Genomic DNA, 16,345 nt, shown 5'->3' on the forward strand with positions numbered 1-16,345 from the left:
CGAATTTCCTTTGGTTAACTCAAGATAAAGCAGTTACATTTGTGAATCTAATTTGATCAATTCGCGAAAACCGTGTTGACCTTTAGTTGTATTTCACTTTGAATTAATGAATCAACTGACCATTAAATTTGATCGTCGCTTTTTAGCGGGTTGCATCCTTTTAGCAGCTTTCCTTTTGAGAATATACCATCTCAACTACGAGGGCCTTTGGAATGATGAATTGTTCACCGCGGACACAGCTAGTCCTAACCTATCTATTGACAGAGTGATAACCATACTACAATTGGATATTCACCCACCTTTACACAATATCCTCGCAAATCTCTGGAGTCATGCTTTTAGTCATAACGACACCTCATTAAGAATTTTTAGTGTGGTATGGGGACTACTAGGATTACTTTCAATATATCATCTTGGCAAATTATTGTTCAATAAACGAGTGGCATTTATAGCATTACTGCTGGTGGTAGTCAACTCATTCCTTATCCGTTTTAGCCAGGAAGTTAGAGCCTATGCTATGCTATTTGTTCTCGTAAATTACTCGGTTTACTTTTTTGTAAAACTGAGTAGGGGAGAACATGGCTATAAGAACATTATAGCATATGGTCTTTTTACGGCTGCAATGTTGTATACGCATTATTTCGGGATGCTTGTTTTGGCATTTCAGGGAATCACATTATTCTTTTTTGTTGGGTTCAAACGGGTTTTCAAGGATATAAAAGCATGGTCATTAAGCTTTTTAATTCCTGTTGCGCTCTACAGTATATGGATTCCATCTATGCTTGAATCCTTTTCCAGGGACCTGAATTCATGGCGTGACAAGGCTTCGATAATGCTTTTTTATGAGTATTTCAAAGAGTTCTACAACGATTATATACTCTCGAGTATCACCCTCCTATTGTTCATCCTCACAATCGTACTACTAATCCTCAGAAAGAATTTCAAAAAAGTCTCATGGATCAACGTTGGGCTGAAAGAACATAGAAAAGAGCTTATGCTACTGGTATTATGGATTGTCATCTACTTTAGCATCCCATTTATAAAATCATCTATATCTACGGGGATGATGGTGCCTCGCTACTTCATAGGAATGGTCGCTCCCGTGATACTCATTCTGGCATTTTACCTAAGTCTTATCAGTAAAAAAAGACTTAGGAACAATCTGTTGGGTGGAATAGTCGTTTATAGCCTAATGCTCTTGTTCCTGAATGAGCGTCCCTATTATACTCAAACAACTTCTTATAGGGAAATTGCGAAAACAGCGAGTGAGATCAATAACGACGCTTATGTGTTATTTGTTTCAAATCACCGCAGATACTTTGAGTATTATATTCAACAATTTAATCTTGGTAAGCGCGATGGTTATTTCAACCCTTTCGTAAAATTGCTTCAAAAGGATAAGCCAGAAGAATATTTTTTATTCCTGGATCTCCGATTAACACCAAAACATTTCAGAAACAAAATTCATGTAGTGGATGGTTACAAGGAGATTAATTCCAAAGTTTTTAAAAATAACAACAACATTAAAACCGTGCGTTTGGTGCATTACAAGCGTGTAGATTCCGTTCAATAATGGAAATAGTAAAACTACTTAGAGTTCACCAATGGGTAAAGAACTTTTTCGTGTTCTTGCCACTCTTCTTTTCAGGAAGAGTTCTGGAACAAAATTTATTCCTGAATGCGCTATGGGCATTCTTTTTGTTCTCCCTGGCTGCCAGTTTCATCTATGTAATAAATGATTACAGGGATATTGAAAAAGACAAGTTACATGAGGTTAAAAGATTACGCCCACTTGCTTCCGGCAAGATTTCGAAATCCCATGCGGTAGTTATCGCGATCCTGCTGCTTGTACTATTGGGGTTGGGTTGTGCATTCCTGTTCAGTCCAATTCAACTTATTCCTCTTCTTGTATATATAGTATTGAATCTTGCTTATAGTTGGGGTTTGAAGAATGTTGCGATCGTCGATGTTAGTATTATCGCAATTGGATTTGTTCTTAGGGTGTTGTTTGGTGGAATTACTACCGGAGTGGTAGTTTCCAAATGGGCGTTCCTCCTCACCTTCGCCCTTGCACTTGTCCTTGCCCTGGGCAAAAGACGCGGAGAATTGATGTCTACTAAAGCCGAAACGAGAAAAGCGTTGAAAGGATACAACCTTCAATTCATCGATACTGCCCTTGTAAGCTCCGTTACCATAGTTATCGTTTGCTACATCATGTATTCCGTTTCTCCCGAGATCGCAATCAATTTTAACTTTGAATACGTTTATGCAACTGCGTTTTTCGTGATCCTGGGAATCTTTAGGTACCTGCAACAAACCTATGTTTTCAACAGAACCGAATCACCAACACAATTGGTATTTAAAGACCACTTCCTACAGCTGGTTATTGTCTTGTGGATTCTTACCTTTGCTGGTATAATCTATTTCAGATAATTGGCGGTTCGAAAGAATATTACTAACTGGGGGAATTATCCCAAAACTAGTTCCGAAATTACACATCTTCACGATGCAAATGCTCCGGATCTAAAGCTTTCTCATGATAAAAAAGTGATCGCAAGGGGAAATGGCCGTTGCTATGGTGATGCTTCACTAGGGGAATCTGTTATTTCTACTCTGGAGCTGTCGAATTTTATCGAATTCGACGCAAAAAGTAAAACCATTACTTGTGAAGCAGGAGTTTTGCTTTCGGATCTATTGGAATTCCTCGTGCCTAAAGGGTTTTTCATTCCAGTAACTCCCGGTACTAAATTCATTACGGTAGGTGGTGCGATCGCCGCTGATGTTCACGGAAAGAATCATCACAAAGATGGCTGTTTCTCCAGTTTTGTTGAATCCTTCATGTTATTTGTGGGACCCGGTGAGATTATACAATGTTCTCCTACAGAGAACGACCAATTGTTTTACAGGACCTTTGGGGCTATGGGGCTCACGGGAGTCGTGCTTTCAGCCACATTCAAAGTAATAGCGATTGAAACGTCTTTTATTTACCAGGAATCCATTAAGGCCAGCAACCTGGACGAGATCTTTGCGCTTTTCGAAGATTCTGCCGAATGGAAGTATACAGTTGCCTGGATAGACTGTTTGCAAAAGGGGAAATCGTTGGGGAGATCAATAATAATGAGAGGGGAATCGGCCAGCCTGGATAAGTTAAACAAAAAACAAGCAAAAAATCCACTAAAGGTTCACGACGATAGGATTAAAAACATTCCTTTTTTCTTTCCTTCTTTTGTTCTGAATACGCTAAGTGTGAAATTGTTCAACTGGGCATATTACTTAAAGCAATTCAGAAAGAAAGAAACATCTGTTGTGCATTATGATCAGTTCTTCTATCCCCTGGACAGTATAGGAGAATGGAATAAGATCTATGGAAAGCCAGGCTTTATTCAATATCAATTCGTCCTTCCTTTGGAAAACAGTAAGGCGGGTATGAGGGCCATCCTGGAAGAGATCGCAAATAGCGGACTGGGATCTTTTCTTGCTGTTCTGAAATTATTTGGTAAAAACGATTCCCGGTTTTACAACTCCTTCCCTATTGAAGGCTATACATTGGCGTTAGACTTCAAATATTCGAAGAAGCTCTCCGGGCTTGTAGAAAGAATGGACCAAATAGTCCTCGATAACGGAGGCAGGATATATCGCGCCAAAGATTGCATGTCAAGGGCGGAACTTACGAACTACATTAAAGCAGAATCGGATTGGTTCGGATCCTTACAGAGTGAACGAATAACAATGAAATCATGATCGTATTAGGTGCAAATTCGGACATTTCCAAAAAGTTTACTGAACTGGTTCTTCAGAAAGAAGATATTCGTAAAGTGTATTTGTTGTCTTCCAGTCCTGATAAAACCATAAACTTTCGTTCACATCTGAAAGTCAAATACAATGCGGATGTGGAAATCATTAAACTGAATCTGCTCGACCCGCCAAAGATCGATTTTTCTTCAATGGAATACTCCCTGGTTTTTTGTGCTTCTGGATATATGGGTGCACAACAGGAAGCTGTCATCACCAATAATGAAGACAATGCCAAGATCACTGCTATTAATTATTCAAACCTTATCCTGGTCCTGAATGAGATTGCGCAGGACATGGAACGAAAAGGAGAAGGAACCATTATTGGTGTTAGTTCCGTGGCTGGTGAGAGAGGTCGTAAAAGCAATTTCATTTATGGCAGCGCAAAGGCTGGTTTTACGGCCTATCTGAGTGGACTCCGAAATTATTTCAACAAAAAAGGGATTCATGTGCTCACCGTGAAACCGGGATTTATGTACACTAAAATGACCGAAGATCTCGAGCTCCCTAAGGCGCTGACTATTACTCCTGAAAAAGCTGCCAAACTCATCTACAGAGGCTACATAAAAAAACGAAATGTAATTTATATCGCCTGGATGTGGAAATGGATCATGCTTATAATCAAATCGATACCTGAATTTATTTTCAAAAGATTGTCCCTATGAAGACCTTGTCTCTTTTCGACTTTGATGGTACGATCACAAAGCAGGATAGTCTTTTTCAATTTCTAAAGTTCACTTCTCCAAAATGGAAATGGTGGGTTGGTCTCATTCTTTTCATACTTCCCTTTTCTCTTGCCAGGTTTGGAATTTTAGCGCGGGGCGGCGTAAAAGAGCGATTCATCTCTTTTTTTCTGAAGGGTTATTCGAAAGATCACCTGGAATCCACTGCCAAAGAATTTCTAAAATTCCTGGAGAACCGATCATTTTTCCGATCCAGTGCAATCGCAGCATTGACAGAAGCAAAAAAAACTGGGGAGGTTGCCATAGTAACAGCTTCACTGGATATTTGGATGAGTGAGATCGCAGGTCACCTTGGAACCGAACTCATCTGTACAATAGGTGAATTTGAAAATGGTCTGTTTACAGGAAAATTCGACGGCCAGAACTGTAATTATGATGAAAAGCCAAAACGTGTCTCCTCCACCTACGATCTCAAATCCTATGACATGATTGTTTATTTCGGTGATTCCGAGGGCGACCTGGCTATGAAACCCCTGGTTGATGAATTTCATCTCAATAAATTTCGGGACTGATATTTCAAGAATTAATTATTTAGTATCTTCGCTATATGGGAGTAGGAGCACTCGTTATAGGAACGGTATTTATGTGCCTTGCATTTGGACTGATCATAGAGATCCAGGAAAGAATCTAAGGACCAGCGCACAAAACTGCATAAAAAAGACGTCCGAGGACGTCTATTCTGTTTTATAGTAGTTTCACTATTGCTGTCCGCACAACACCAGTAAAGGTTTACTGGTGTAGAAGTCTTTCTTAAGCACATGATTTTTCTCCGATAACTTCTTAAAGAAACCACGCTTTCTCCTAAGAACACACAAGATATCCGGTTGATGCGACTGGAAATGCTCCAGCACTCCCTGGTAGATAGTGGCGTTTTCTGTTTCTTTATAACCAGACATAATTTCTTTCAGCTGTTCATCCATTACATCATCCGATTCAGCCACATCCGGGGTTCTTACTCTAAGCACATTGAGCTGCGCATTGAACAATGAAAGAAGATCTTTCAAAGGATCTAACACATTCTCTTTTTCAAAATTCGGTCGCTTCAATGCCAGTAAAATGGTATTGGCCTTTCGAAACAAATAATCCTTAGGCACGATCAGCATCGGAATTTCAGTCTGTTTTACCAGCTTCCCAGTGATGCTTCCAAGATATCTCTCATCCTTGATCTCAACACTTTGAGGAGACATTATGATCAGGTCTATCCCAAGTTGTTTTGAAATTCTCGCAATTCCTTCAGAAGGATCTCCTTTGATCGGTTTTGCCACAACCTCGACGCCTTTTGTGTCTACCTGGCTTAAGACCTCGTCAAGTTGCGCCTGGTGGTCTTCCATAGCCACCTGGGTAACTTTTCCCATGCCGCCCACCTTGGAAAAATCCCTGTAAATATTTATCAAATACACAGTAGCTCCGCTCATTGCCGCAAAGTTTACAGCATACTTCAAATTATTCACACCATTTTCAGTAGATCCTACAGGAACCAGTATGTTTTTCATGATCTTGGTTATTGAATTATCTTTAAACCTGGTACAAAACTAATGCTTTCTAATGATACGTAAGGCGAAACCATCTGAAATTCACCGCCTCATGGAGATAACAAGAGCCTGCGCTCAGAAAATGATCCATGAAGGGATCTACCAGTGGAATGAGACATACCCGCACCCTGAGGCATTCATAACCGACATCGAAAGAGAAGAGCTATATGTTCTGATCTCAGAAGAAGTGATTGCAGGTTGTATTGTTATTTCCACCTTTAAGGATGACGTATACGAGCCTGTTACCTGGCTTTCAGAAGATGTCAACAACTATTATATCCATCGCCTGGCCATTCATCCGGACTATCAACACCGGGGAATGGCAAAAACACTGATGGACTTCGCCGAATCTTTCGCCAGGAAGCACAATGGGGATTCTATCCGACTGGATACATTCAGCAAAAACAAAAGGAATCAACGTTTCTACGAGGCCAGAGGATATACGCGCCTGGAGGAAATATATTTCCCAAAACAAAGTGAGTTTCCATTCTTTTGCTTCGAATTACTTCTGAAATGATCCACGCAGTTATCGGATCAATGAAAAATGCCCCCTGTACACCTGCCCGTCAGCAGCTTCTGCCACGTACCAATAACCTCCTAAAGGCATGGGTGTTCCATCGTATATTCCGTCCCAGCCCTTACCATTGGCGCTAAAAGAGGCTAGTACCTTTCCGAAGCGATCGTAGATGTAGATGGTGGATAATTGCAGCGGATCCACCTTCGGAGGAATGTAATTCCAGTTGTCATTGATGCCATCGCCATTAGGCGAGAAATACGCGGGAAAGCCAGGTGCTGGAAATGCCAAACGGAAGGTTTGTTCTGTAATACCACAGCCTGCCTCATCCCTAACATAGATGGTATAATCCCCTTCTGTTAGCCCGTCGTAGTTACTACTTGACTGCCAGGCATCCATTGAATTTAGCGAGTACTCATAATTCCCAATTCCACTTACAATAACACTGATGTTAAAGAAATCGCCATCAATTTCTTTGAATATCGTTTCTATCTGTGGTTTCGAAGAGAGTATTGCCGTAAACACCTTATCTGCCGGGCATTCTAACTCAAATCCATTCTGTCTCAACACATTATAGGCTTCGAAGCGATATTGTCCGGGCTCCGAGAGGTCTGCAAAACTCCTATCCGAAATCAAGAACTCAGGTTCATTGGTGGGTGTCCGATACCATCGATAACCGTCTGCTTGATCTATGGCGTCTATGCGGGTAGGAAGAGACTCTTCACATATTCCTATTTCTTCAGGAAATGTAATAGTGGGAAAGAACGAAACCAATTTACCCGTGTCCGGATCAATAAGCGGTCCGCATCCTAGAATTGTGGAAAATGACTCTTGTATGCACCCTTGGGCCTGTCCGGCTTGATTAAAAGGAATAATAACGACGAAATAGCTTTTATTAGGTTCAAAATTTATCACGTTTATAATAGGGTTGATAAATATTGCCATATCCAAAACATCATTGGTGTAGGGAGAGGAGCCTACACTCACAATATATCCGTCTGCGCCTGGTACGGGTATCCACTCCAGCGTGGTGTCCAGAGGAACATTGATTGAGCCGTTAGCCGGTCGTATGAGTGATGTGCAGCCGGGGGGGTCTCCCAATTCAGCCGTAGTAAAGCTCTCCAAACCGCATTCCGAAGCACCTCCGATCTCATTGTACGGGATAATCGACACAAAGATCTCCGTTAGGGACGGCAGACTCATTGGAGGGTTGAAATTGAGTACATTCCCAACATCAATGTTATCCACTATGTCACCAGAACCTTCTGTCGTGCCAAGTGATATTCGATAGCCTATAGCCCTGGGGGCATAGGCCCAAGCAATGTTAGTTTCAATATTCACCCCTGTTTCTCCATTCACAGGGTTAAGCATTGTAGTACATTCGGGAAGGGTAGTCACATTCTCCGTAGTAAAGGAAACACTGGGGCAAACAATATTTGGCTGGTTGATTATAAAAAGTGTGATAGTTACAAATACTTGGGTGAATTCCGGCAACCCTAGTGGAGGGGTGAACTGAGTCTCACTACCGACCGGTTGCTGATTAATAATGTCTCCTCCTCCGGGTGTTGTCCCTAGAGAAATAATATAACCCGTAACCCCAGGCACCTCCTCCCAGCTAATGGTAGTATCTACAGGAACACCAGACGCGCCAGCCACAGGGTCAATCAAAGACGGGCAAGCAAAAGCCCTGCCGACACACAGCATTATGGAAAGAAACAGCGTAAGTTGGAGGCTGCGCATTTATTCCAAATTTTATTTCCTTTTAGAAATTAATCCTAACTAAAATGAGTGGTAAAAACCTGTACCACTGGCCCCATAGAAGTGAATGTTCTCATAGCAATATATATTAGGGCAATTTTTGCCTAAAGATATTGATAAATGTTATAACTCCGTAATTTTTAACGATATGCGGCTGATAAGGCATTCCTTCGGAATGTTTACTTTTGAAACTTGAAAAACTACAGAACAAACATATCGTTCAAACGCATCCAGCAACTCGCCATTCCAGCAATCTTATCTGGAATTGCCGAGCCGGTACTTTCAAGCACCGATGCTGCTGTAGTAGGCAACATACCCGAATTCGGCACTGAATCCCTGGCTGCGGTTGGGATAGTAGGATCCTTTCTTTCCATGCTTATTTGGATACTTGCTCAAAGCAGGAGTGCGATTTCCGCCATAGTTTCGCAAAATCTCGGTGCCGGTAAGATCAAAGAACTTGAAAATTTTCCTGCCCAGGCCATCTACTTCAACATCGCATTGAGCATAATTGTCTTGCTGTCTACCTACTTTTTCGTGGAAGAGATCTTCAGTCTTTTGAACGCCGAAGGACTCATCCTCGAATACAGTATAGATTACTACAATATCAGGGTATGGGGATTCCCATTAACCTTATTCACATTTGCCGTTTTCGGATTGTTCAGGGGGCTTCAGAATACTTTTTGGCCCATGACGATAGCCACGACCGGTGCATTAGTCAACATAGGTCTCGATTTTGCCCTGGTGTACGGAATTGACAACTTCATTGATCCAATGGGGATCCAGGGCGCCGCATGGGCAAGTTTGATCTCACAAGCGATCATGGCCCTTATGGCGTTTATTTTTGTCCTGTGGAAGACGGATGTTTCACTCCGACTTAAATTTCCATTACACCCCGAAATAAAAAGATTGGTTCAGATGTGCATTAATCTTTTTGTGCGATCAGTAGCCCTCAATGCTGCCCTTATGCTTGCCGTTCGGGAAGCTACAGGGCTGGGAAAAGAGTACATAGCCGCTCATGCGATCGCTATAAATATCTGGTTGTTTACGGCCTTTTTCATAGATGGTTACGGTGCCGCGGGCAATATCCTAGGCGGCAAGTTACTTGGCGAGAAGGATTACACCACGCTTTGGAAGCTCACTAAGCGCGTAAACCTGTATAATCTTTTTGTTTCTGCAATGCTGGTTGTTGCCGGACTGATTTTCTACAAGGACCTGGGGCTGCTCTTCAATAAAGACGGCGAGGTGCTTTCCATTTTCTACGGAATGTTCTTCATGGTGCTAATTAGTCAACCGCTTAATGCGCTTGGATTCACCCTCGATGCTATTTTTAAGGGCCTGGGGGAAATGAGTTACCTGCGGAATGTACTGCTGGGTGCCACGATCTTAGGTTTTATTCCCTTTATGTTCCTGGGGCGCTATATGGGTTGGGGGTTAATTGGGATCTGGCTAGCTATCCTGGTTTGGGTAGGTTACAGGGCTGTTGCCTTGATCATTAAATACCGAAACAAATACCTTCCTTTAGTTGAAAAATAGATACTTTTACAAAAAAGTAAGTACGCGATGAGCAAGATACAGATCACTAAAATGTTCACCTTCGAAACAGGCCACGCTCTTTATGGCTATGATGGAAAATGCAGGAACGTCCACGGCCATAGCTACAAACTTTCCGTCACGGTTAACGGGACGCCCATAGACGACCCTAATCATGTGAAATTCGGTATGGTGATCGATTTCACAGATCTGAAGAAGATCGTGAAAGAAGAAGTTGTAGACGTATTCGATCATGCAACAGTCTTTAACAAGAACACCCCCCACGTTGAGTTAGCCAGGGAGCTGGAAACTCGAGGGCATAATGTGCTCCTTGTGGACTATCAACCCACCAGTGAGATGATGATCATCGATTTTGCGGCAAAAATCAAGAAACGCCTTCCTGAAAACATCAAATTACATTCTCTCAAACTTCAGGAGACTGATACCAGCTACGCCGCCTGGTACGCTTCCGAGAATTAGCCTATTTACTAGGTTGAAACTGCTCTAAGTGAGTTTTTGTTTTTAACTATCTTTATCGCATGCAGATCCCAGAGGGCAAAAAAATCTACTTCTCCAGTGATAATCACCTGGGCGCCCCTACTCCGGAAGCCAGTATGCCTCGCGAGAAGAAATTTGTGCGCTGGTTAGATACTGTAAAGGAGGATGCTGCGGCTATATTTCTTTTAGGAGATTTGTTCGACTTTTGGTTTGAATACAGAACGGTGGTGCCTAAAGGATTTGTCCGCGTCTTGGGAAAACTGGCAGAATTAAGCGATAGCGGTATCCCAATCTATTTCTTCGTTGGCAACCACGATCTGTGGATGCGCGATTATTTTGAAAAAGAACTGAATATCCCCACCTACAGAGATTCTAAGGAATTCGAATTTAACGGCAAGGCTTTTTTAGTTGGCCATGGTGACGGGAAAGGTCCGGGAGATAAAGGTTATAAACGTATGAAGAAAGTCTTTACAAACCCCTTCTTCAAATGGCTATTCAGGTGGTTGCATCCAGAAATAGGCATGCGGCTCGCCCAATACCTTTCAGTAAAGAATAAGATCATCTCCGGTGATGAGGATAAGAAATTTCTAGGTGAAGAAAATGAGTGGCTGGCCCAATACGCCCGCCGAAAACTTGAAACAAAACACTACGATTATTTTGTGTTCGGGCACAGACACCTTCCTATGGAGATCGAAGTAGGGCCTAATTCTACCTATTTTAACCTGGGCGACTGGATCTCTCATTACACCTACGGTGTATTCGAAGAGGATACATTCAGAATAGAAACCTTTATCTAAATTATTTCAGCAAATACTCCAGGGTGATCACGTCCAGTTTCCCATCGGGAAACAAGTTGTTTTTCTCTTCAAATTCTTTCAAGGCGCTAAATGTTTCGGCACGAAACAAGCCGTCGTGTTCGATGATATGCCCTTTCGAAATCAGGATGTTTTGAATTTCAAAAACCATAGCATTTCTATCTCCGATTCTCAAACTGTTTTCAGAAGGATTCGCATAAAACTGTTTACGTATTAGCTGTTTCTTTTGGTCTTCTTTCGAAAATTCTTTGGGCTTTTCCTTCTTTGGTGGTGAAGACAACAAGGCTTCAAAATACTTCACATTCGCAAGACGGTTTCCGTATTCAGCAACGGCCGCCTTTGTTTGCTCGTTGTCTTTCTTTGGATTTCGGACATCGATACCGTTGGCACTCCATTGGGTAATTACATACCCGTTCACAGCCTCTATGGCCTGATAATAATCCAATAGCACTGCCTTATCTGCATTTGCTGTGTCTATGTTATCGGATGTTTTGTAGGCATACTCTTCAAGGCTGAAGCGTTTGTATTTTTTATACTGCCCCCATCCTATAAGGCCAATAATGACGATCAACAGGAATATTATAATTTGCTTCATCTGTCCGGTTAGTTTAATCTAAAGATACAAAAATCAGGGTTTGATATCTTTAATTTTAAGCTGAAGACTTACCCTGCCATTCCATTCATTCTCATCAACGGAATAAGCCATTTTAAAATAGTTGCCTTCGCAAGCGATGGATTCCTTGTCGCCAAGGCCAAATCCAATTCCGGTGATTGTTTTATTATCTCCTTGTTCCACCACCAAGCGCAAGTGAGACTTATCTGAACCCACGCATCGTCCGGAGCCGCTGTCCTTTATATCCGTAGCCATAAATACAGGAGTCATATTCCCTGGTCCGAAAGGCGCAAATTGTTTAAGTATTCGATACAATCGGGGTGTGATATTCTTAATGGGAAGTTCCGAGTCAATTTGAATCTCTGGTGTTAGTAATTTCGGATCGATAGTTTCTGAAACAACCCTCTCAAATTCAGCTTTGAACTTCTCGTAATCCTCCTCCAACAAAGTAAGACCCGCCGCATACTTATGTCCGCCGAATTGCTCTATGTGTTCCGCGCATCCTTCAAGTGCATTATACACGTCGAAACCTTTTACCGAGCGTGCTGATGCAGCCAGTTTATCACCACTTTTAGTAAAAACAAGGGTAGGCCTGTAGTAGGTTTCCGTGAGTCTGGACGCCACAATTCCTATAACTCCTTTGTGCCACTTCTCATTGTATACCACAGTGGTCTTCCTGTCTTCTTCTGCTTGTTCAAGAATCTGTTTAAGCGCTTCTTCAGTGATCTGTTTGTCCGTATCTCTTCGCTCTGTATTAAAATCTTCTATCTCCGCTGCAAAGGCCACCGCCTGATCAAAATCATCTTCCACGAGCAGTGCCACCGCATGATTTCCGTGTTTCATTCTCCCTGCTGCGTTGATGCGCGGTGCGATGATAAAGACCACGTCGGTAATGGTTAGTTGATTCTTTTTTACCTGCTGAAGAATTGCCCTAAAGCCTGTCCTGGGATTAGAATTGATCACTTTCAGGCCATAATATGCCAGTACCCTGTTCTCTCCCGTAATTGGTACGATATCAGCACCGATGGCGGTAACAACGAGGTCTAAATACAGAAGCAGATCGTCTATGGTCTGTCCTCTTCCTGCCGCCAAAGCCTGCACTAGTTTAAAGCCAACACCACAACCGCAAAGTTCCTTGTACGGATAGATACAATCCTCTCGTTTTGGGTCCAGGACAGCCACCGCATCGGGTAATTCACTGCCCGGTCGGTGGTGATCGCAAATAATAAAATCGATGCCTTTTTCTGTTGCATAAGCCACCTTGTCTATAGCTTTAATTCCACAGTCCAGGGCGATAATCAATGAAATGTCGTTGTCTTCTGCAAAGTCGATTCCCTGATAGGATATACCATATCCTTCTTCATAGCGATCTGGAATATAAGTGCAGATATTCGGGTAAAAGGTTTTCAGGTAAGAGGAAAGCAGGGAAACACTGGTAGTACCGTCCACATCGTAATCACCGTAGATCAAAATGTTCTCTTCGGAAGTGATTGCACGTTCAATACGTGCTACAGCCTTGTCCATATCCTTCATCAGGAAGGGATCGTGCAGTTGTGTGAGCTCCGGACGGAAGAATGCTTTTGCCTCTTCGTAGGTTTCTATCCCTCGCTGTACCAATAGCATTGCAATTATAGGTTCAACCTGCAGCGCCTGGCTCAGTTTAGCAACTTTTTCGGGTTGTGGTTTTGGTTTGAGTGTCCAACGCATAGTAGTAAAAGTTCCAAACAACAATATATCAAATTACAAACGGCTGCTTTATTTAGCCGGTAAGAATTCAAACCATAATTATTCGGACATCTGTTTAAAGGGAAGCTGAACGGCTTTGGTAAAAGTACAAATTAACTTTTAATGAAACTCATTTGACAATTGGATTATGCCTGCTTGTTTTCGTATTTTCGGGAATTAAATCAATTCACTCATGCCACTTGTAACTCCTTTATCTCCCGATCACGATCCTGAAACCAAAGAACTTGCGGAATTCTTCAACGAAACCCTGGGTTTTTGCCCGAACAGCGTGCTCACTATGCAGCGCAGACCGGCCATAAGTAAAGCGTTTATCAACCTCAATAAAGCGGTGATGGCCAATGAGGGTAGGGTTACTTCGGCATTGAAAAGAATGATCGCCTGGGTGAGTAGTAATTCTACGGGCTGCCGCTACTGCCAGGCCCATGCTATTCGAGCTGCAGAACGTTACGGAGCGGAGCAGGAGCAACTGGATAATATCTGGGAATACCGAACCCATCCGGCGTTTTCAGAAGCTGAGAGAGCCGCGTTGGACTTCTCACTGGCGGCTTCGTTGGTGCCGAACGCCGTGAATGAAGAAATAAAAACCCGCCTGTACGAGCACTGGGACGAAGGTGAAATAGTAGAAATGCTGGGGGTGATCTCCTTGTTCGGCTACCTCAACCGCTGGAACGACTCCATGGGAACGTCCATCGAAGATGGTGCTGTGGAAAGCGGAGAACAGTACTTAGGGAAACACGGCTGGAACAGAGGCAAGCATCAATAGTATCTTAGAATATCGGGAGTTTAGAATTCTAAGATTTTCTGAATTTTTTCCTGAAGTTTCGGAACGACTTCCTTTTCAAACCAAGGGTTTCTCGAGCGCCAGAAACGATTTACCGGAGAGGGATGTGGCATCGGCCAGAATTCCGGGAGATATTCTGAATAATTTCTCACTTTTTCTGTCAGATTTCTTGAGTCCTTCCGAAGAAAATATTCCTGGGCATATGTCCCCACTAGCAATATCAACTCCACCTTGCTAAATGACTTAAATATCTTGTCGTGCCATGCTTCCGCACATTCCTTCCTGGGTGGGAGATCTCCCGTCTTTCCTTTGCCGGGATAACAAAAGCCCATTGGCACTATCCCGAATCTTTCAACGTCATAAAACAACTGACTCGACACATTCAGCCATTCTCTTAATTTTTTGCCACTCTGGTCGTCCCAGGGTACACCGCTTTCATGAACCTTCGTTCCGGGAGCCTGGCCCACAATAATGATCTTAGAATTCTCGGATGCTTCAATCACAGGCCGAGGTCCTAAGGGCAGGTGTTCGGAACAAATGGTGCAACTTCGTATCTCTGTGAGTAGCTGTTTCATTTTTTACCCGCTACAACCAAAACAATTTCTCCTTTTGGCGGGTGCGCACTAAAATGATCTGCCAGTTCAGCCAGTGTACCCCGAATTGTTTCTTCGTGCAGCTTGGTGAGTTCCCGTGAAACCGAAGCAGCTCGGTCTGCTCCAAATACTTCCTGAAATTGTGCAAGTGTCTTTGGTAATTTGTGTGGTGACTCGTAAAAAACCATGGTTCGGGATTCTGCGGCAAGTGAATTCAGCCTGGTTTGGCGCCCCTTCTTAACCGGCAGAAATCCTTCGAATAGAAACCTGTCATTCGGGAGTCCGCTATTTACTAAAGCAGGTACAAAAGCCGTTGCGCCTGGCAGGCAGTCAACTTCTATACCTTGCTCAACACAGGCACGGGTTAGCAAAAACCCAGGGTCGCTGATTGCGGGAGTTCCTGCGTCGCTAATTAAAGCAATGGTTTCTCCGGCTTTCAATCGGGAAACAATTCCATCCACCGTTTTATGCTCGTTGTGCATATGGTGTGACTGCATGGGTGTAGAGATATCGTAATGCTTCAGAAGTTTACCACTGGTACGGGTATCTTCAGCAAGAATAAGGTCTACGTCATTCAGGACCTCAACGGCCCTAAAGGTCATGTCCTTCAAATTTCCAATAGGAGTGGGAACCAGGTAGAGCTTTCCCATAATCCGGATTTAGCTGAACCGTTTTTCAACAAGCGCCAGGAAACGTTCGGCGTACTCATCTTTGTTCAACCAGAAATTGTAATCTGGCTTCACTTGTTCCGCAATAAATGTGTGCGCTTCTTCCACTGATTGTATGGTGTTAATTTGCGACAACACCCGGGCATAGTCGTCGGCACTTCCATTGAACAAATGCTTTATAAATGCCAGCCTGTCGTTCAAACCAATATTTAAACCGTTATTCAGGCTTTCATTGATCGATTTAGGCTTACTCGACGTAGAATTTCCAAGAGTTTCTGTCTTAGTAGCCGTTTGAGAATTTTCCGGTTCCTTGCGCTCAAATACAGGGGTTTCCTGGTAATGAGACGCGAACTCCTCCAGGTCGTTCTTAACGTATGACTTTTTTGGCAGGACCTGTTCGAGCAGATCATCCACCTGCCGACTTTCTTCGGGCATTTGGGCAACGATATCTTTTATCTTTTCAATTGCCGGTTCCACCAGTTCATCTTCGTGTTCCGGTCTGGGCAATGGTTCAGGTTCTACGAACCAATTTTGTTCTCGGAACGATTTTGAGTCGAAAGATTGATCTCCTCCCTCGAGTTGTCCTTGTAAATATTCAAGAACGGTAAGCTTTTCGTATATCAAACGGATCGCTTGTTTCGCTTTAAGCACGTTGAAATCGGCGCCATTCTGTCCCAGCTCCGCAGCTAAATCTGCTATTTCTTTCTGAAGTTTCTTCTTCATAACTTTTTATAATGAAACGTTCTTCGCTGACTTTAGTTT

Annotated in this window: 17 protein-coding genes; 10 read left to right on the forward strand and 7 right to left on the reverse strand. The window is 42.9% G+C overall.

What is annotated here, in order from left to right:
• Positions 1–106 precede the first annotated feature (106 nt).
• From J1N09_RS08450 to J1N09_RS08470, 5 genes are read left to right on the forward strand one after another with little or no spacing between them, the layout of a single operon-like run.
• Complete coding sequence (locus tag J1N09_RS08450; RefSeq protein WP_265199696.1) at positions 107–1,573, forward strand: glycosyltransferase family 39 protein; 1,467 nt, start codon at positions 107–109, stop codon at positions 1,571–1,573.
• Positions 1,570–2,433 carry a UbiA prenyltransferase family protein gene (locus J1N09_RS08455; RefSeq protein WP_414826845.1) on the forward strand — a complete coding sequence of 288 codons (864 nt, stop codon included), beginning with the start codon at positions 1,570–1,572 and terminating at the stop codon, positions 2,431–2,433. The genes J1N09_RS08450 and J1N09_RS08455 overlap by 4 nt, the downstream gene beginning before the upstream one ends.
• A complete protein-coding gene (locus tag J1N09_RS08460) occupies positions 2,434–3,741 on the forward strand; it encodes an FAD-binding oxidoreductase (RefSeq protein ID WP_265199698.1) in 1,308 nt (435 codons plus the stop codon).
• The gene (locus J1N09_RS08465; protein ID WP_265199699.1) at positions 3,738–4,457 is read left to right on the forward strand and encodes an SDR family NAD(P)-dependent oxidoreductase; all 720 of its coding nucleotides are present in this window, start codon (positions 3,738–3,740) and stop codon (positions 4,455–4,457) included. Before J1N09_RS08460 ends, J1N09_RS08465 begins: the two co-directional genes overlap by 4 nt.
• Entirely contained in the window at positions 4,454–5,047 is a 594-nt protein-coding gene (locus tag J1N09_RS08470; protein WP_265199700.1) for an HAD-IB family phosphatase, read from the forward strand. The genes J1N09_RS08465 and J1N09_RS08470 overlap by 4 nt, the downstream gene beginning before the upstream one ends.
• 186 nt (positions 5,048–5,233) lie before the next feature.
• On the opposite strand, the gene J1N09_RS08475 is transcribed toward J1N09_RS08470, so the two are convergent.
• Positions 5,234–6,028, reverse strand: coding sequence for a universal stress protein (locus J1N09_RS08475; RefSeq protein ID WP_265199701.1), 795 nt, complete (start codon positions 6,026–6,028; stop codon positions 5,234–5,236).
• A 91-nt stretch (positions 6,029–6,119) separates the two neighbouring features.
• Here J1N09_RS08475 and J1N09_RS08480 point away from each other — a divergent pair, with 91 nt between their 5' ends.
• Positions 6,120–6,584: a GNAT family N-acetyltransferase gene (locus J1N09_RS08480; RefSeq protein WP_321160805.1), complete on the forward strand. Its 465-nt coding sequence runs from the start codon at positions 6,120–6,122 to the stop codon at positions 6,582–6,584.
• Positions 6,585–6,593: 9 nt separating this feature from the next.
• Here the strand turns inward: J1N09_RS08480 and J1N09_RS08485 are convergent, their stop codons facing one another.
• Positions 6,594–8,321 (reverse strand): T9SS type B sorting domain-containing protein, encoded by a 1,728-nt coding sequence (locus J1N09_RS08485; RefSeq protein WP_265199704.1) that lies wholly within the window; start codon positions 8,319–8,321, stop codon positions 6,594–6,596.
• Positions 8,322–8,531: 210 nt separating this feature from the next.
• Between J1N09_RS08485 and J1N09_RS08490 the strand changes: the two genes are divergently transcribed.
• The 3 genes from J1N09_RS08490 to J1N09_RS08500 are packed head-to-tail and all read left to right on the forward strand — an operon-like array spanning position 8,532 to position 11,164.
• Entirely contained in the window at positions 8,532–9,872 is a 1,341-nt protein-coding gene (locus tag J1N09_RS08490; protein WP_265199706.1) for an MATE family efflux transporter, read from the forward strand.
• A 27-nt stretch (positions 9,873–9,899) separates the two neighbouring features.
• Positions 9,900–10,349, forward strand: coding sequence for a 6-pyruvoyl trahydropterin synthase family protein (locus J1N09_RS08495; RefSeq protein WP_265199707.1), 450 nt, complete (start codon positions 9,900–9,902; stop codon positions 10,347–10,349).
• A 59-nt stretch (positions 10,350–10,408) separates the two neighbouring features.
• Positions 10,409–11,164 carry a UDP-2,3-diacylglucosamine diphosphatase gene (locus tag J1N09_RS08500; protein ID WP_265199708.1) on the forward strand — a complete coding sequence of 252 codons (756 nt, stop codon included), beginning with the start codon at positions 10,409–10,411 and terminating at the stop codon, positions 11,162–11,164.
• Position 11,165: 1 nt separating this feature from the next.
• Here J1N09_RS08500 and J1N09_RS08505 read toward each other — a convergent pair whose 3' ends face one another.
• Both J1N09_RS08505 and recJ read right to left on the reverse strand, forming a co-directional pair.
• Complete coding sequence (locus tag J1N09_RS08505; protein WP_265199709.1) at positions 11,166–11,777, reverse strand: peptidoglycan-binding domain-containing protein; 612 nt, start codon at positions 11,775–11,777, stop codon at positions 11,166–11,168.
• A gap of 33 nt (positions 11,778–11,810) precedes the next feature.
• Positions 11,811–13,502: a single-stranded-DNA-specific exonuclease RecJ gene (recJ, locus tag J1N09_RS08510; protein WP_265199710.1), complete on the reverse strand. Its 1,692-nt coding sequence runs from the start codon at positions 13,500–13,502 to the stop codon at positions 11,811–11,813.
• 211 nt (positions 13,503–13,713) lie between these two features.
• On the opposite strand from recJ, the gene J1N09_RS08515 reads away from it, so the two are divergent.
• Positions 13,714–14,304 carry a carboxymuconolactone decarboxylase family protein gene (locus tag J1N09_RS08515; protein WP_265199711.1) on the forward strand — a complete coding sequence of 197 codons (591 nt, stop codon included), beginning with the start codon at positions 13,714–13,716 and terminating at the stop codon, positions 14,302–14,304.
• A 20-nt stretch (positions 14,305–14,324) separates the two neighbouring features.
• Here the strand turns inward: J1N09_RS08515 and J1N09_RS08520 are convergent, their stop codons facing one another.
• Genes J1N09_RS08520 through J1N09_RS08530 form a run of 3 tightly spaced genes read right to left on the reverse strand, consistent with a single transcriptional unit; the run spans position 14,325 to position 16,306 of the window.
• Entirely contained in the window at positions 14,325–14,897 is a 573-nt protein-coding gene (locus tag J1N09_RS08520; RefSeq protein ID WP_265199712.1) for a uracil-DNA glycosylase family protein, read from the reverse strand.
• On the reverse strand, positions 14,894–15,565 hold the full coding sequence (gene rsmI / locus J1N09_RS08525) for a 16S rRNA (cytidine(1402)-2'-O)-methyltransferase (RefSeq protein WP_265199714.1): 672 nt from the start codon (positions 15,563–15,565) through the stop codon (positions 14,894–14,896). Before rsmI ends, J1N09_RS08520 begins: the two co-directional genes overlap by 4 nt.
• Before the next feature lie 9 nt (positions 15,566–15,574).
• Positions 15,575–16,306, reverse strand: coding sequence for a hypothetical protein (locus tag J1N09_RS08530; RefSeq protein ID WP_265199716.1), 732 nt, complete (start codon positions 16,304–16,306; stop codon positions 15,575–15,577).
• Positions 16,307–16,345: the final 39 nt, after the last annotated feature.

Origin of the sequence: Aureitalea sp. L0-47 (assembly GCF_026126405.1) — a bacterium.
GTDB lineage: Bacteria > Bacteroidota > Bacteroidia > Flavobacteriales > Flavobacteriaceae > Pukyongia.